This window comes from Aquabacterium soli (genome assembly GCF_003933735.1).
Classification (GTDB): domain Bacteria; phylum Pseudomonadota; class Gammaproteobacteria; order Burkholderiales; family Burkholderiaceae_C; genus Aquabacterium; species Aquabacterium soli.
On the sequence record NZ_RSED01000004.1, the window covers coordinates 136,858 to 151,544 of the forward strand.

A 14,687-nucleotide genomic window follows, 5' to 3' on the forward strand; every position below is an offset into this window, starting at 1 on the left:
CCGCTTGATCGTGACTTGTTGGTGCCTATCTTGCACCTTTTTCGCGTTGCGGGTGCGGTACCTACGCAACAAATCCTCATGACGTCCAATGTTGACGGTATGGCCCTGCCACCACGCCGCGATCAGGCATTGCTCGTCGCCCGCACCTCTTCCATGCCCGTCACACCGGCGAGCACCTTTTCGATGCCATCCTGGCGCAGGGTCCGCATGCCATCTATCAGGGCCTGGCGCTGCAATTCCTCCGCCCGGGCGCCGGTCTGCACCAGCCGCCGCAATTCCCGACTCACCGCCATCAATTCATGGATGCCCGCGCGTCCTTTGTAACCAGTGTTGTTGCAGTGCGCGCAGCCCGTGTTGGTGTACCTGTGCAGGCGCCCTTCCTTCCCAAAACGCGTGAGCCAGTCACTTCGGATGACATCCGGCGTGAAACGAGCGTCGTCCTTGGGGCAAACGTGGAGGTAATCGGCCAGCAGCTCTTCGACCTGCTCGTCGGTCGCCGGCTCGCTGACACGGCACTGCGTGCACAGGCGGCGCACCAGGCGCTGCGCCAGCACCACCAGCAGCGAATCGGCAAAATTGAACGGGTCCATGCCCATGTCCAGCAGGCGCGTGACGGTCTCGGGCGCACTGTTCGTGTGCAGGGTGGACAGCACCAGGTGCCCCGTCAGCGACGCCTCCACGCCCATGCTGGCGGTTTCGCCGTCACGCATCTCTCCCACCATGATCACATCGGGGTCGGCCCGCAGGAAGGCGCGCAACGCCTTGGCGAAGGTCCACTCGATCTTCGGGTTGATCTGCACCTGGCGCAGGCCTGGCTGGGTGATTTCCACCGGGTCCTCGGCCGTCCAGATCTTGCGCTCCGGTACGTTGATGAAGCTCAGCGCCGAGTGCAGGGTCGTCGTCTTGCCGGAGCCGGTCGGGCCCACGCACAACACCAGGCCGTAAGGGCGCTCCATGGCCTCTTTCAGCTTGGTGAGGTTCCAGGGACTCAGGCCGATCTTGTCCAGCGGCAAAGGCTTGGCCGAGGCCAGGATCCGCATCACCACGTCTTCCATCCCGTTGTTGGTCGGGATGGTGGCCACGCGCAGCTCGATCTTGTACTGGGGCACGAAACGCGCGAAATTGATCTTGCCGTCCTGCGGCTTGCGTCGCTCGGAAATGTCCAGGTCGCACATGATCTTGATGCGCGCGATCACGGCGCTGCGGTAGTTGTGCGGAAGCTCCAGGTAGGGCACCAGGGCACCGTCCTTGCGGAAGCGGATCTTGATCTTCTCGCGGCCCGGGTAGCTCTCGACATGGATGTCGGAGACGCCCTGCTGGTGCGCTTCGACGATCATCGTGTTGATCAGCCGCACCAGCGAGTTGTCGCTCTGCTCGATCGACTTGTCGTCTTCGAGGTTGACCGCGTCGATGCCTTCCTTCTCGAGGTTGGCCACCAGCGAGTTGGAGTCCTCCGGATCCAGCTCCAGCGGGATGGGCGCGTTCGACGCCATCTTGGCGAACATGGGCGTGGACATGTCCGCCCCGATCTTGGCGTAGGCATCCTGCAGGGCCCACTGGATGTGCGTGGGCTGGCCCAGCACCGGCACGATCTTGCATTGGGCGATGAACTCGAGCTCCGACAGCGTGAGGCGGCGGCTGGGGTCCTCCACCGCCACGATCAGGCTGGATTCGCGCATCAGCAGCGGCAAGGCCTCCAGGCGGGCTGCTACGTTGTAAGGCACCTTGCGCAGCGCCTCGGGTTCGATGGGGAACTTCTGCACGTCCACCAGCGGGTAGCCCATCTTGCGGGCCAGCGCGGTGAGCAGGTCCTGGCGCGACACCATGTTCAGGCGCACCAGCAATTCGCCCAGGGGCACGTTGCGGTCTCGCTTCTGCTCTTCCAGCGCTTCCGACAGTTGCGAATCAGAGATCAGGCCCAGCGCGGTGAGCGCCTCGCCGATGCGCACCATGGGCATGCGGCTTTGCTGCTCGATGGCCATCAGCAACTGGTCAGGTGAGACCACGTGCTTGGTGACCAGGATGTCGCCCAGCTTCTGGCTGCGCATCTGCTGCTGCACCTCGACCGCCTGCTCCACCTGGGCCGACGTGACCGACTGGGTGGACACCAGCACCTCGCCGATGCGCGGCCCCACCTCGAAACTGGCGTACACATCGCGCGGCACGAACAGGCGGCTCACCGATCCCTGCCCGTCCATCGGCGGAAACAGGAACAGGCCGAACTCTTTCTCGACATGGCCGATGGTGGTGCCTTCGAGCTGCTCGCCATTCTTGAGCACCACGTGGAAATCAGCGATGGGCCGCTGCTCCAGCATGGAGGCATGGGGGTCATCGCCCTCGGCATGCACGGTGGGCTTGCAGGGGCGGGTCAGCAACAGCGTGCGGAACTGGCTGAACCGCAGTGGCATCGTGGTGCGGGCTGGCGGTACCTGCACCTGGGCCAGCGACTCACCTGGCTCGAAGAACACCAGGCGCCCTTTCATCAGCTTGCCGTTGAGCCCCTCGAACTCGCAGGCCTCGTGCTCGCGTTGAAGGGTCGGCGCCGGGTAGGTGGCGAACGGCGGCGTCGGCCAGCGAAAGGCGTCGCCGGCTTCGTCATCCTCATCGTTCAGCAAAACGGCGCCGCCTTCCTCCATGGCAATGGGAGGCAGATCGTCTGACCCGGAAGAATCGACCGACCAGGACAGCGGGGGCAGGGATGACTCGGACATGGATCTCCTTCAGGCGAGGCCTGCGCAAGCCTCGCATTCATTCGATTGCCATGTTATGAAAACAGTTTCAAAGGGATGCGGACAAATGCGTGACTTATCCCTCGCTAATCCGTCTGGACCAGCCCGTCACCCCAAATTCAGAGGTCCCGGTACTTGAACTCGATCTGGATCGACGGAGGCACCTTCCCACGCTCGTCAGCAGGCAGTACCTCGGTCTTGTCGATGGCGCGCAGCACAGCGTCGTCCCAAGCGGGCAGACCGCTGGACTTGACCAGGCGGCGACCAATGATCCGGCCATCGGCGGCACTGCGCACCTCGACCTCAGCCACCGGGTTTCCGGACACAGTCTCCGTGAAGAGGATGTTGGGCTTGACACGGGCCACGATGCGTCCGGCGTAGTTGCCTGTGGGTCCGGCGGAACTCAAGGCCGGCCCCCCCAGGTCGGCCATCATGCGCTCAATGGCGGCCTTGCGGGCACGCTCACGCTCGGCAGCAGTGGCCCCGGGCGGGGTGGGCGCAGGTGCAGGCTTGGCCGCAGCTTTGGGCTCAGCCGGGGCAGGCTTGGGTTCGGGCTTCGGCTTGGGCTCCGGTTTAGGGGCGGGCTTAGGCTCAGGTTTAGGCTCGGGCTTGGGCTCAGGCTTCTTGACCGGCTTCGGCGGGGTCGAGTCGAACACTTCCTTAGGCGGCTTGGCCTTGACCGGCTTGGGCGGCTCCTTGCGCATCTGGATCTCGGCCGGGGCAGGTTCGGGCTCCGGCGCGGGCGCTGGGGGGGGGGGCGGAGGGGGGGGCGCCTCGACCGGCGGCGGGGCCGGCGCCGGCTCAGGCGCCGCCGCTTCCGGCAGGGCCGTGCGGGTGGCCGCCGTCGGGATCTCGGACCACATCTCGGCCTCCACCGTTTCGCGCTGCGTGGTGCTCCAGTTCACGCTGAACACCAGCGCCAGCAGCAGCAGCCCGTGGGCCGCCAGGGCCATGACCAGGCCCGGGCGCCAATCGTCTGCGCCACGGGGGCGCAGGAACGGTCCGGAGGGGTCGATCACTCCAGTCGCCACCCGTCAGCCTCCGGTCGTCCTAACCGCCAGGCCGACGCGCTTGACGCCGCCCCGCTGCAGGCGGTCCATCACCTGCACCACGGCGTCGTAGCGCACATCCTTGCGGGCACTGATGATGACGGGCGCATTGTCGGGGCCGCCAGCGGCGCGCTCCTGCTCGTCCTTCACACGCTCGGCCAGGCTGGCCAGGTCGATGGCCACCGGCGCAGCCTTGTCGATGCTCATCGTGAGCGCATCGTCCTTGCCCAGCACCACCTCGATCACCTTGTCGGGCGCCTGCCTGGCCTTGCCGATGCTGGGCAGGTCCACCACACCGGTGGGCATCAAGGGGGCGCTGACCATGAAGATGATCAGCAGCACGAGCATGACGTCGATGAACGGCACCATGTTGATCTCGTTCTTGGTGCGCCGCCGGCGGCTGCGCAGACTGGTCTCGGCCATGGGCTTGCCTCGGTGTGCTGATCAGCGGAAGGTGGAGGCGCGGCCGGCGTCGGTCGCCACGGGGGCCGGCGCCGCGAGCAGGGCGTTGCGCGCCAGGATGTTGGAGAACTCTTCCATGAAGGACTCCAGCTGCGTGGCGACGCGGTCGATGTCGCGCGCGAAACGGTTGTAGGCCAGCACCGCGGGGATGGCGGCGAACAGGCCGATGGCCGTGGCCACCAGGGCCTCGGCGATGCCGGGCGCCACGGTGGCGAGCGTTACCTGCTGCAGGTTCGACAGGCCGGTGAAGGCGTGCATGATCCCCCAGATGGTGCCGAACAGGCCCACATAGGGCGAGACCGAGCCCACCGAGCCCAGGAACTCGAGCCGGGATTCAAGCAGGTCCATCTCGCGCTGGTAGCTGGCGCGCATGGCGCGGCGAGCCCCGTCGAGCAAGGCCGGCACGTCATTGACCTTTTTCTCGCGCAGCTTGAGGAACTCCCTCATGCCGGCGGCGAACATGCGCTCTTGAGGCGACGGCGGGCCCTCGCCACGGCTGGCGTCCTGGTAGAGCTCCTGCAGGGTGCGGCCGGCCCAGAATTCGCGGTCGAACTCGTCGTTGTCGGCCTTGACGCGGCGCAGGCCGATCACTTTGGCGAAGATGATGGTCCAGCTGGCCAGCGACACGCTGAGCAGCAGCACCATCACGATCTTGACCACCAGACTGGCGTTGAGCACCAGTTCGAGGATGGACAGGTCTTGGTTCATGTAGGAATGCCTCCGGATGCAAGGGCGTCATCTTGGCACAGAGCCCAAATGACCACGGATGGTCAGGATTGTGCGGTATCCGTGTAAACGGGCAGCGCAGCGAGGATCTCGGCAGGCATGCGCGCGGGCCGCAAGGCGCCATCAGGCTGGGACTGTACCCAGCCGATGCGGATATCACCCTCCACCAGCAGGGCGCCTGCGCACCAGCATTGCTGGGCCACGTTCAAGCTGGCACGCCCAGCTTCGGCCAAGCGCACGGTGACGATCAGTTCATCGTCCAGCCGCGCGGGACGCAAATAGCGCATGCGCGTCTCGCTGACCACGAACATGCCCTGGCCTGAGCGACGCAAGGCCTCCTGCGCGGGCCCCAGGCTGCGCAGCCATTCGGTGCGCGCCCGTTCGAAGAACTTCAGGTAGTTGGCGTAGAACACCACGCCACCGGCATCCGTGTCTTCCCAGTAGACCCGCACGGGCCAGCGGAAATGCACCTGCTGTTCAGCCACCGCCATGCACTGGAACGATCAACTGGAGCGGCCGTAGTTGTCCTCGAAGCGGACGATGTCGTCCTCACCAAGGTAGCTGCCGGACTGCACCTCGATGATCTCCAGCGGGATCGTGCCGGGGTTGGCCAGGCGGTGGGTGGAGCCCAAAGGGATGTAGGTGGACTGGTTCTCGCCCAGCATGATCACCTTGTCGCCACAGGTGACCTCGGCCGTGCCGCTGACCACGATCCAGTGCTCAGCGCGGTGGTGGTGCATCTGCAGGCTGAGCTTGGCCTTGGGCTTGACCATGATGCGCTTGACCTGGAAGCGCGGGCCGTGGTCGATGCTGTCGTACCAGCCCCAGGGACGGTGCACGCGGCGGTGCAGGCTGCCCTCCGGGCGATCCTTCTGACTCAGGGCCGTCACGATGCTCTTGACCTCCTGGCTGCGGCTGCGGTCGGCCACCAGCACGGCATCGGGTGTTTCCACCACGACCACGTTGTCCAGGCCCACGGTGGCCACCAAGCGCGAGGTGGCGTGCACCAGGGTGTTGCGGCTGTCGTGGATCAGGGCATCGCCTTCGGAAGCGTTGCCAGCCCCGTCCTGTGGGCTGACCTGCCAGACGGCGTCCCAGGCCCCCAGGTCTGACCAGCCAGCGTCCAGCGGCACCATGCGCACCTTGAAGCCGGCCTGAGGCTGGCGGGGGCATTGCTCCATCACGGCATAGTCGACCGATTCGGAGGGCACGGCGCTGAAGGCGGCCTTGTCGGGGCGAACGAACACATTGTCGGTGGCACTGGCCTTGAAGGCGGCTTCGGTGGCCTGCGCAATATCAGGGCGGAAATGCGACAGTGCGGCCAGCCAGCGCGAAGCGCGCATGACGAACATGCCGCTGTTCCAGTAGTAGCCGCCCTTGGCCAGGTAATCCTCGGCCGTCTTGCGGTCCGGCTTCTCGACGAAGGCCTGCACGGTGTGCGCGCCATCGGCCGCGGCATCGCCTGCATGGATGTAGCCGAACCCGGTTTCAGGGCGATCCGGCGTGATGCCCAGGATGACGATGTCGCCGCCGGCTGCCGCGCGGATCGCGGTCTGCAAAGCGGCGGTATAGGCGTCGACGTCCACCACCGTCTGGTCGGCAGGCGTGACAACCAGAATCGGATCCTGACCGCCGGCCGTGGCCTGCAGCGCTGCCAGCGCGACGGCCGGAGCGGTGTTGCGCCCCACGGGCTCGAGCAGCAGACTGGACGGGTCGGCCTTGACCTCACGCAACTGGTCGAGCACCAGGAATCGGTGCTCTTCGTTGCCGACGATGCAAGGAGCAGCGACCGCGATGTCGGTGGCATCCAGGCCCTTGAGGCGCAGGTGCGCCTGCTGGAACAGCGTCTGTGGGCCATTGAGCGCCAGGAACTGCTTGGGATACAGCGCGCGCGACAAGGGCCACAGGCGGGTGCCGGAGCCGCCGGCCATGATCACGGGAAGAACGTCAAAGGTCGCCATGACAGTGAATTGCTCAAGGGCCGGTCAGCCCTCGAAGCCCTGAGGGTTGAGTGATTGCCAGCGCCAGGAATCGGCGCACATGTCGTCCAGACCGCGCTGGGCCTTCCAGCCCATCAGGGTTTGTGCGAGGGTCGGATCAGCATAGCAGGCGGCCACGTCACCTGCGCGCCTGGGCGCGTAAACGAGGGGGATGGACTGGCCGCTGGCGCGCTCGTAGGCGCGGGCTACCTCGACCACGCTGTAGCCTTGTCCTGTGCCCAGATTGACCGTGAGCGACTGCTGCTGCTCGTCAAGATAGCGCAGTGCCGCCACGTGGCCGTCAGCGAGGTCGCACACGTGGATATAGTCGCGCACACCCGTGCCGTCCGGCGTGTCGTAGTCATCACCGAACACGTTGAGGTGCGCGCGCTTGCCTACGGCCACCTGCGCCACGTAAGGCATGAGGTTGTTGGGAACACCGCGGGGATCCTCGCCAATCTGACCACTGGGATGGGCGCCTACCGGGTTGAAATAGCGCAGATAGGCGATTTTCCACTTGGGATTGCAACGCTCCAACTCGCGAAGCAACTCCTCGCCCATCAGTTTGGTCTGGCCGTAAGGATTGGTGGCCTGCAAAGGCGAGTCTTCGGTTATGGGCAATTGCTTCGGCTGCCCATATACGGTAGCAGATGAACTGAACACGAGCTGAGAAGCGCCATGGCGCTCCATGGCCTGACACACGGAGATCAGACCGCCGATGTTGTTGTTGAAATAATCGAGCGGCTTTTCCACGGACTCACCGACCGCTTTGAGCGCCGCGAAGTGGATCACGGCAGAAACTGCGCTCCCCGCTTGAAAGGCTTTTTCGAAACAGGCGTCCAACACCGATGACTCTCGTACATCGCCTGAGACGAACATGGGAGGACTGCCCGTCAAATCTCTTAGACGTTCAATGACTTTGTCAGAGCTGTTAACAAAATTATCTACGCCAATGACGCCCAAGCCCTGATTCAAAAGTGCCAGCCAAGTGTGTGACCCTATGTATCCAGTCGCCCCCGTCAGCAATACCGTCTTCGTCATTGACACAGCCCTCCTTTCGACTCAGTCGATGGTAAACATGGCATTACAGTTTACACTGTCTCCACTGAAATCGCGACTAAATAGAGATGCTGATCGAGCGTATGTTTCCCAACTGCAACCCACACGAGTACTTCTGAACAACTGATAACCGACCCCTATATTTACAGATCGATAACTGCCATTCAAGCCACGATTATTTGCCGAATTAACTTCACCACCATTAATTTCTGTAGAAATGGATTCACTTTCTTCTTCGATGCGCCGATACACACCGGTGGCGGTCACAGAAATCTTCGAGGTCAAACCATAAGTCGCCCTGACCAAAAGCCCTGTCGTTGCGCGCCGCTGACTATTGAAACCAATATTGCCAGTGAAACCAGAAAGATCTGGCGCAATATTATACGAAAGGGATGTATTACCGCCTGAATTATTCGTATCGCGGTCAATAGCGACCGTGTAACTCATTTTTCCGGAAGGCGTATAATTCCAACCCAAACGACCAGTTATGCCATTGAAATTTCTTAGGCGATCAGTATCGTAGTGCTCCTGAGTCCATGCCAGCCGAGCATCCAGACTGCTATAGCCAGTCACAGTCCACCGAGTGGAGAACTCCAAATCCTGACGCTGAACATCTTCGCCAACCGCCTCACTGATCTGCCCGCCACCCGAATTTCGGATCACCTTATAATTTGGCAGTTCAGATTTTGTTTTACGATACCCCAAATCAAAATAAAGCAAATCGGTTGGACTGTACCTAACACCGGCCTTAGCGCCTTGGGAAGACCGGTCATTGCTACGCAAAACCTTGTAATTAATCTTACTCTGATTAACATCAGCATTCAGCGACCAGCGACTATACAAACCATATTGAACAAATATTTTTGTATCTTGAGATTCAACTGGCTCTTTATAGCGATTAAGCCCTTGATCCTGAAAGCTCTGCAACTGCCTCACTCGATTATGATCTATATCAACAAGCCAATTTGATGCGATTTGACTGGAAAAACCCAGGGCCAAGTTGTAACCATCATTATTATAAAAATCAGAATTCTTATATCTGGTTGCAACCACCGTACCAGAAGCCTTGTATGTTTGGCGCCCATATTGTTTGGCAAACCCTAACTGCACACCTGTTGCGGACACAAGATCGCGATATTTGTTATCATTATTTCTCAAAATATTACTATCGTACGTCAAATTCTCACTGACAGCAAGACTAAGCGGCGTTTCAGCTCTTGCCGATTCGCTAAAGAACATACAGCCGATAGCTGCAACATTCAAAATGAAGAAGTAACTGGATTCCCTAATCGTCATCACACGACACCCTTCAAACTCAATAAGCATTGCGATCAAACACCATCAACCGCACGGTACGGATGATGATCTGCAGGTCCAGCGCCAAGGTCCAGTTGCGCAGGTACTCCAGGTCGTATTCGACACGAGCCTGCATCTTCTCGATGGTCTCGGTTTCCCCACGGCAGCCGTTGACCTGGGCCCAGCCGGTGATGCCCGGCTTGACCTTGTGGCGAACCATGTAGGCCTTGATCAGGCGCCGGTATTCCTCGTTGTGGGCCACCGCGTGCGGCCTTGGCCCGACGATGCTCATGCGGCCTTGCAGCACGTTCACGAACTGCGGGAGTTCATCCAGCGAAGTCTTGCGGATGAAGGCGCCCAGAGGCGTGATGCGCGGATCGCCCTTGGTCGCCTGCTTGACCACGACGCCGTTGTCCATCACCCGCATCGAGCGGAACTTGTAGACCATGATCTCTTCACCGTCCAGCCCATTGCGGCGCTGCTTGAAGATGACAGGGCCTGGGGAGCTGAGCTTGACGGCGATGGCCAGCCCGATCAGGATCGGCGAGATCATCACCAGGATGATGCTGGCCAGCACGATGTCCGAGATGCGCTTGACCAAGGCGTTCGTACCCGTGAAGGGTGTCTCGCAGATGCCCACCACTGGCACACCATTCATGTCCTGGAGACGGCCCTGGATGATGCTGATGCCGAACACATCCGGCACGAAGTACAGCGACGCCGTGGTGCCCTGTACCGCTTCCAGCAGTTCCACGATGCGGGGCTGAGAGCCCAGCGGCAAGGTGATGTAGACCTCATGCACGCCATGTGCGTAGACATAGTTGGCAACATCGCGCAGGCCCCCGAGCCGCATGCTGACGGCCTCCGGCAGCACCCGGCTGTCGGTCCGATCATCGAAGTAGCCGACGAATTCGATGCCCATCTCGCTGTTGTTCTGCAGCGCCCGAGCGACCTTGCCACCCAGGGGGCCGGCGCCCACCACAATGGCACGGCGGCGCGCAAAAGGCTGGGCCGCGCGGTGCGACAGCACCCACTTGCCGATCAGCACCGCGGCCCACTGCAGCAAGGGCGTCAGCACGCCCCAGGTGAGCATCACCTCGCTGTCGAAGAAGTGCAGGCTGTTGGTGGCGTAGCCGCACAACCACAGGATGGCCAGCATGGACACCCATGAGGTACCGATGTCCACCGCCGCCTCAAGACGGTTGTCGTGGAACCGGTTGCGCCCGGGGAATGTCAGGGCGAACACCAGCAGGCACAAAGCCATGGAGGCTCTGAACACCGGTTCGCCATGCCAGGCCATGACCATCAAAAAGGTCACCACCGTGATCGTCGGCTCCAGAAAGGCCGCGACAAAGGAGGTGACCGATTGAGGCGCGTTGAAAAATGTCCGGTTGTAGTTTCGGTTGTTGAACATGTGAACCGCTGTCTGCCCCCGGGCACGGCCGGCCCGAAGATCTGAATGGGCGATTGTGGATCAAAAAATTTGACAGGAGGGCCATGATTCACCCTGCTACAAATCAGTCTGTTGCGCCGCAGCATATCCTGTACCACTTCGCGAACCGCAGAAAGACAGGCCCCCAAGCAAGGGGTGTCGCGCCGCCTACAATGACCGCATGGCCCTCCCCCTGCTTCAAACCCTGAGCAACGCCGCCACAGCCCGCCTGGTGCTGTTGGCCAACCATGTCATCGCCAGCGAGCCGGCCGCCCTGCTCAAGCTCAAGCCGCATGCAGGCCACCGCATCGACCTGCACTTCCGCTTGCCGGCAGGTGCGGCGTGGGTCACACGCCTTGCTGAGCCATTGCCCAAGCATGTGGGCCTGCTGATCACACCCGCTGGCCTGCTCGAATGGACGGAGCCCACCATCTCGGCGGACACGCCCGTGCCCCCACCCGGCGGCCTGAGCGTCACCGTCGACCTGCCCGATCCCTTCCAGGCCCTGCGACTGGCACTCAAGCGTGAGCGCCCGCCGGTCACCATCGAGGGTGACGCAGCGCTGGCCGAGGCCGTGTCCTGGCTCATGAAGAACCTGCGCTGGGACATTGAAGACGATCTGGCCCGCTGGCTGGGCGTGCCACCCACACAGATGCTCAAGACGGTGGCCGAGGGTGTCAAGCAGGCCCTGAGCCGCTGGCGCCCGGGCAGCGCCGCTGACGCCTCCCGCGGCCCCGGACGCTGAGCGCGCTGCCGATGCGCCGCAAGCTGCGTACGTCGCTGCGCCCGGTCTTCATCGGGCTGATCGGCCTGCGTTACGGGCTGGACACGCTGCTGCTGGGCAGCATGCGCCACCCCTTGCTGACCTTGCTGGGCCGCATCCTGTCCACCGGCCGCAAGCTCGATGCCCCGCGCGGCGAGCGCCTGCGCATCGCCCTGGAGCGGCTGGGGCCCATCTTCGTCAAGTTCGGGCAGATGCTGTCCACGCGGCGCGATCTGCTGCCGCCCGATGTGGCCGATGAACTGGCCAGGCTGCAGGACCGTGTGCCGCCCTTCCCCAGTGAGGAATCGATCCGCCTGGTGGAAAAAGCCTTTCGCCGGCCCCTGGGCGATGTGTTCCGCCAGTTCGATGCCGAACCGGTGGCCAGCGCGTCCATCGCGCAGGTGCACTTCGCGGTGCTGCACGATGGCCGCGAAGTGGCCGTGAAGGTGCTGCGCCCGGGCATGCTGTCCGTGATCGACGACGACCTGGCCCTGATGCGCACCCTGGCACGCTGGGTCGAGCGCCTGTCGGCCGATGGCCGCCGACTCAAGCCCCGAGAAGTGGTGGCCGAGTTCGACACCTACCTGCACGATGAGCTGGACCTGGTGCGCGAGGCCGCCAACGCCGCCCAGCTGCGCCGGAACATGCAGGGGCTGGACTTGGTGCTGGTGCCGGAGATGGTGTGGGATTACTGCACCACCACCGTGATGGTGATGGAACGCATGAAGGGCGTGCCCATCAGCCACATGCAGCGCCTGCGCGAGGCCGGCGTCGACATCAAGAAGCTGGCCCGCGACGGTGTCACCATCTTCTTCACCCAGGTGTTCCGCGACGGCTTCTTCCACGCCGACATGCACCCGGGCAACATCCAGGTCAGCCTGGCCCCCGAGACTTTCGGACGCTACATCGCGCTGGATTTCGGCATCATCGGCACCCTGACCGAGGTGGACAAGGACTACCTGGCGCAGAACTTCATGGCGTTTTTGCACCGCGATTACAAGCGCGTAGCGGAACTGCACATCGAAAGCGGCTGGGTGCCGCCCACCACGCGGGTCGATGAGCTGGAGGGCGCCGTGCGCACGGTGTGCGAGCCCTACTTCGACCGCCCGCTCAAAGAGATCTCGCTGGGCCAGGTGCTGATGCGCCTGTTCCAGATCTCCCGGCGCTTCAATGTCGAGATCCAGCCGCAACTGGTGCTGCTGCAGAAGACGCTGCTGAACGTGGAAGGCCTGGGCCGCCAACTCGATCCCGACCTGGACCTGTGGACCACGGCCAAGCCCTTCCTGGAGCGCTGGATGCACGAGCAGGTGGGCCTGCGCGGCCTGCTTCAGCGCCTCAAGAAGGAGGCGCCCCGCTACGCCAAGCTGCTGCCCGAACTGCCCCGCCTGATCCATGACAACCTGCAGAACAGCAACGACGATCTGCGCCTGGACCTGGCCGCGATCTTGCGTGAGCAGCGCAAGACGAACCGGCTGCTGTCGGCCGTGGTGTGGGTGGTCCTGGGCTTCGTGCTGGGGCTGGTGTCCGCGCAGGTGCTGATGCGCCTGCACGTGCTCGGCATTTTCTGACCTGCCGGCGCCGGGCGGCGTATCGAATCGCATTACACTGCGCGCCGGTTCGCCCTGCCTCGTGTCCTTCGTCGCTCCGGAAGTCCTTGAGATGAACACCACCCTGCTCGCCTTCGTGGTTCTGTACCTGCTGGTCACCATGGGGATCGGCATGTACGCCGGCACCCGCATCAAGAACACGGCCGATTTCGCCGTGGCCGGCCGCAGCCTGCCGCTGGTGATGGTGATCACCACCACCTTCGCCACCTGGTTCGGTGCCGAGACGGTGATGGGCATCCCGGCCAAGTTCGTGCAGGGCGGCCTCAATGCCGTGATCGAGGACCCGTTCGGCGCCTCGATGTGCCTGGTGCTGGTGGGCGCCTTCTTCGCGGCGCGCCTGTACAAGATGAACCTGCTGACGATCGGCGACTTCTACCGCGAGCGTTTCGGCAAGGGCGTGGAGATCTTCTGCTCCATCGCCATCATCCTGAGCTACCTGGGCTGGGTGGCCGCGCAGATCACCGCGCTGGGCCTGGTCTTCACCATCTTGTCGGGCGGCGAGCTCACGCCCGCGCAGGGCATGACCATTGGCACCGTGCTGGTGCTGGTCTACGTGCTGATCGGCGGCATGCTGGCCGTGGCCTGGACGGATTTCATCCAGATGATCGTGCTGGTGGTGGGCCTGTCGCTGATCGCCGTGCTGGCCGCCGACCAGGCCGGTGGTGCCGACAAGGTGCTGGCCCTGGCCAGTGAGCAGAACTGGTTCAAGATCCTGCCCGAGCACACCGTGAACGGCTGGGTCTGGTTCGTCGCGGCCGCCATCACGATGATGTTCGGCTCGATCCCGCAGCAGGACGTGTTCCAGCGCGTGATGGCCGCCAAGGATGCGGAAACAGCCCGCAAGGGCGCCATGATCGGCGGCTTCAGCTACCTGCTGTTCGCCTTCGTGCCCATGTTCATCGTGGCCTCGTCGCTGATCATCATGCCGGCGCAGACCAAGGATCTGCTGGCCAACGATGCGCAGCAGGTGCTGCCCACGCTGATCCTGACGCACATGCCCTTCATCGCGCAGATCTTCTTCTTCGGCGCGCTGGTGTCGGCCATCAAGTCCACCTCGTCCGCCACGCTGCTGGCGCCGTCCACCAGCTTCGTCGAGAACATCCTGCGCAACATCAAGCCAGGCATGAGCGACCGCCAGGTGCTGCTGTCGCTGCGCATCACGATCTTCGTGTTCACGGCACTGGTGCTGCTGTACGCCATCCAGATGCAGGGCACTTCGATCTACGAACTGGTGTCGGCGGCCTATCAGGTGCCGCTGGTGGGCGCCTTCGTACCGCTGGTGGCCGGCCTGTACTGGAAACGCGCCACCACGCAGGGCGCCGTGCTGTCCATCGTGCTGGGCATCGGCACGCTGGCGGTCTTCACGTTCCACGCCCCGTGGGGCGAGGCCTTCCCCGGGCAACTGGCCGGTCTGCTGACGGCCATCGGCGGCATGCTGGCCGGCTCGCTGGGACCTCAGCTGATCAGGGATCACCACCACAAGCACCACGACACGGTGATCGCAGGCAGCACGGCCTCGAAAGCCTGATGCCAGCGTGCTGTCCGGCACGTTTCGGCCCCTTTTCCCGCGCCTGAGGGGGGCAGC

The 14,687-nt window shown here is 63.2% G+C and carries 12 protein-coding genes; 3 read left to right on the forward strand and 9 right to left on the reverse strand.

Annotated elements, in window-relative coordinates:
- Positions 1 to 122: 122 nt before the first annotated feature.
- The 9 genes from EIP75_RS06280 to EIP75_RS06320 all read right to left on the reverse strand — a co-directional run bounded on the left by EIP75_RS06280 (position 123) and on the right by EIP75_RS06320 (position 10,714).
- The gene (locus EIP75_RS06280; protein ID WP_125242389.1) at positions 123 to 2,711 is read right to left on the reverse strand and encodes a GspE/PulE family protein; all 2,589 of its coding nucleotides are present in this window, start codon (positions 2,709 to 2,711) and stop codon (positions 123 to 125) included.
- Positions 2,712 to 2,848: 137 nt separating this feature from the next.
- Positions 2,849 to 3,760, reverse strand: coding sequence for an energy transducer TonB (locus EIP75_RS06285; protein ID WP_125242390.1), 912 nt, complete (start codon positions 3,758 to 3,760; stop codon positions 2,849 to 2,851).
- 3 nt (positions 3,761 to 3,763) lie between these two features.
- Positions 3,764 to 4,201, reverse strand: coding sequence for a biopolymer transporter ExbD (locus EIP75_RS06290; protein WP_125242391.1), 438 nt, complete (start codon positions 4,199 to 4,201; stop codon positions 3,764 to 3,766).
- A 21-nt stretch (positions 4,202 to 4,222) separates the two neighbouring features.
- Positions 4,223 to 4,948: a protein TolQ gene (gene tolQ / locus EIP75_RS06295; protein WP_125242392.1), complete on the reverse strand. Its 726-nt coding sequence runs from the start codon at positions 4,946 to 4,948 to the stop codon at positions 4,223 to 4,225.
- Positions 4,949 to 5,010: 62 nt separating this feature from the next.
- On the reverse strand, positions 5,011 to 5,457 hold the full coding sequence (ybgC, locus tag EIP75_RS06300) for a tol-pal system-associated acyl-CoA thioesterase (RefSeq protein ID WP_233584708.1): 447 nt from the start codon (positions 5,455 to 5,457) through the stop codon (positions 5,011 to 5,013).
- 12 nt (positions 5,458 to 5,469) lie between these two features.
- On the reverse strand, positions 5,470 to 6,927 hold the full coding sequence (locus EIP75_RS06305) for a mannose-1-phosphate guanylyltransferase/mannose-6-phosphate isomerase (RefSeq protein ID WP_233584709.1): 1,458 nt from the start codon (positions 6,925 to 6,927) through the stop codon (positions 5,470 to 5,472).
- A 24-nt stretch (positions 6,928 to 6,951) separates the two neighbouring features.
- Positions 6,952 to 7,986, reverse strand: coding sequence for a UDP-glucose 4-epimerase GalE (galE, locus tag EIP75_RS06310; protein WP_125242393.1), 1,035 nt, complete (start codon positions 7,984 to 7,986; stop codon positions 6,952 to 6,954).
- Positions 7,987 to 8,007: 21 nt separating this feature from the next.
- Positions 8,008 to 9,300, reverse strand: coding sequence for a hypothetical protein (locus EIP75_RS06315; protein WP_148100962.1), 1,293 nt, complete (start codon positions 9,298 to 9,300; stop codon positions 8,008 to 8,010).
- Between the two features lie 19 nt (positions 9,301 to 9,319).
- Positions 9,320 to 10,714: an undecaprenyl-phosphate glucose phosphotransferase gene (locus EIP75_RS06320; protein ID WP_125242395.1), complete on the reverse strand. Its 1,395-nt coding sequence runs from the start codon at positions 10,712 to 10,714 to the stop codon at positions 9,320 to 9,322.
- A 199-nt stretch (positions 10,715 to 10,913) separates the two neighbouring features.
- Here EIP75_RS06320 and EIP75_RS06325 point away from each other — a divergent pair, with 199 nt between their 5' ends.
- From EIP75_RS06325 to EIP75_RS06335, 3 genes are all read left to right on the forward strand, one after another.
- A complete protein-coding gene (locus EIP75_RS06325) occupies positions 10,914 to 11,477 on the forward strand; it encodes a hypothetical protein (RefSeq protein ID WP_125242396.1) in 564 nt (187 codons plus the stop codon).
- 23 nt (positions 11,478 to 11,500) lie between these two features.
- Positions 11,501 to 13,063, forward strand: coding sequence for a ubiquinone biosynthesis regulatory protein kinase UbiB (gene ubiB, locus EIP75_RS06330; RefSeq protein WP_125242561.1), 1,563 nt, complete (start codon positions 11,501 to 11,503; stop codon positions 13,061 to 13,063).
- Positions 13,064 to 13,154: 91 nt separating this feature from the next.
- Positions 13,155 to 14,630, forward strand: coding sequence for a high affinity choline transporter 1 (locus EIP75_RS06335; protein WP_125242397.1), 1,476 nt, complete (start codon positions 13,155 to 13,157; stop codon positions 14,628 to 14,630).
- Positions 14,631 to 14,687: the final 57 nt, after the last annotated feature.

What these genes read in the sequence shown, in the direction of transcription:
- EIP75_RS06325 (WP_125242396.1), top strand. Translation starts at nt 10,914, where the DNA reads ATGGCCCTCCCCCTGCTTCAAACCCTGAGCAACGCCGCCACAGCCCGC.
- EIP75_RS06335 (WP_125242397.1), top strand. Translation starts at nt 13,155, where the DNA reads ATGAACACCACCCTGCTCGCCTTCGTGGTTCTGTACCTGCTGGTCACC.
- ybgC (WP_233584708.1), bottom strand. Translation starts at nt 5,457, where the DNA reads ATGGCGGTGGCTGAACAGCAGGTGCATTTCCGCTGGCCCGTGCGGGTC.
- tolQ (WP_125242392.1), bottom strand. Translation starts at nt 4,948, where the DNA reads ATGAACCAAGACCTGTCCATCCTCGAACTGGTGCTCAACGCCAGTCTG.
- galE (WP_125242393.1), bottom strand. Translation starts at nt 7,986, where the DNA reads ATGACGAAGACGGTATTGCTGACGGGGGCGACTGGATACATAGGGTCA.
- EIP75_RS06315 (WP_148100962.1), bottom strand. Translation starts at nt 9,300, where the DNA reads ATGACGATTAGGGAATCCAGTTACTTCTTCATTTTGAATGTTGCAGCT.
- EIP75_RS06280 (WP_125242389.1), bottom strand. Translation starts at nt 2,711, where the DNA reads ATGTCCGAGTCATCCCTGCCCCCGCTGTCCTGGTCGGTCGATTCTTCC.
- EIP75_RS06320 (WP_125242395.1), bottom strand. Translation starts at nt 10,714, where the DNA reads ATGTTCAACAACCGAAACTACAACCGGACATTTTTCAACGCGCCTCAA.
- EIP75_RS06290 (WP_125242391.1), bottom strand. Translation starts at nt 4,201, where the DNA reads ATGGCCGAGACCAGTCTGCGCAGCCGCCGGCGGCGCACCAAGAACGAG.
- EIP75_RS06305 (WP_233584709.1), bottom strand. Translation starts at nt 6,927, where the DNA reads ATGGCGACCTTTGACGTTCTTCCCGTGATCATGGCCGGCGGCTCCGGC.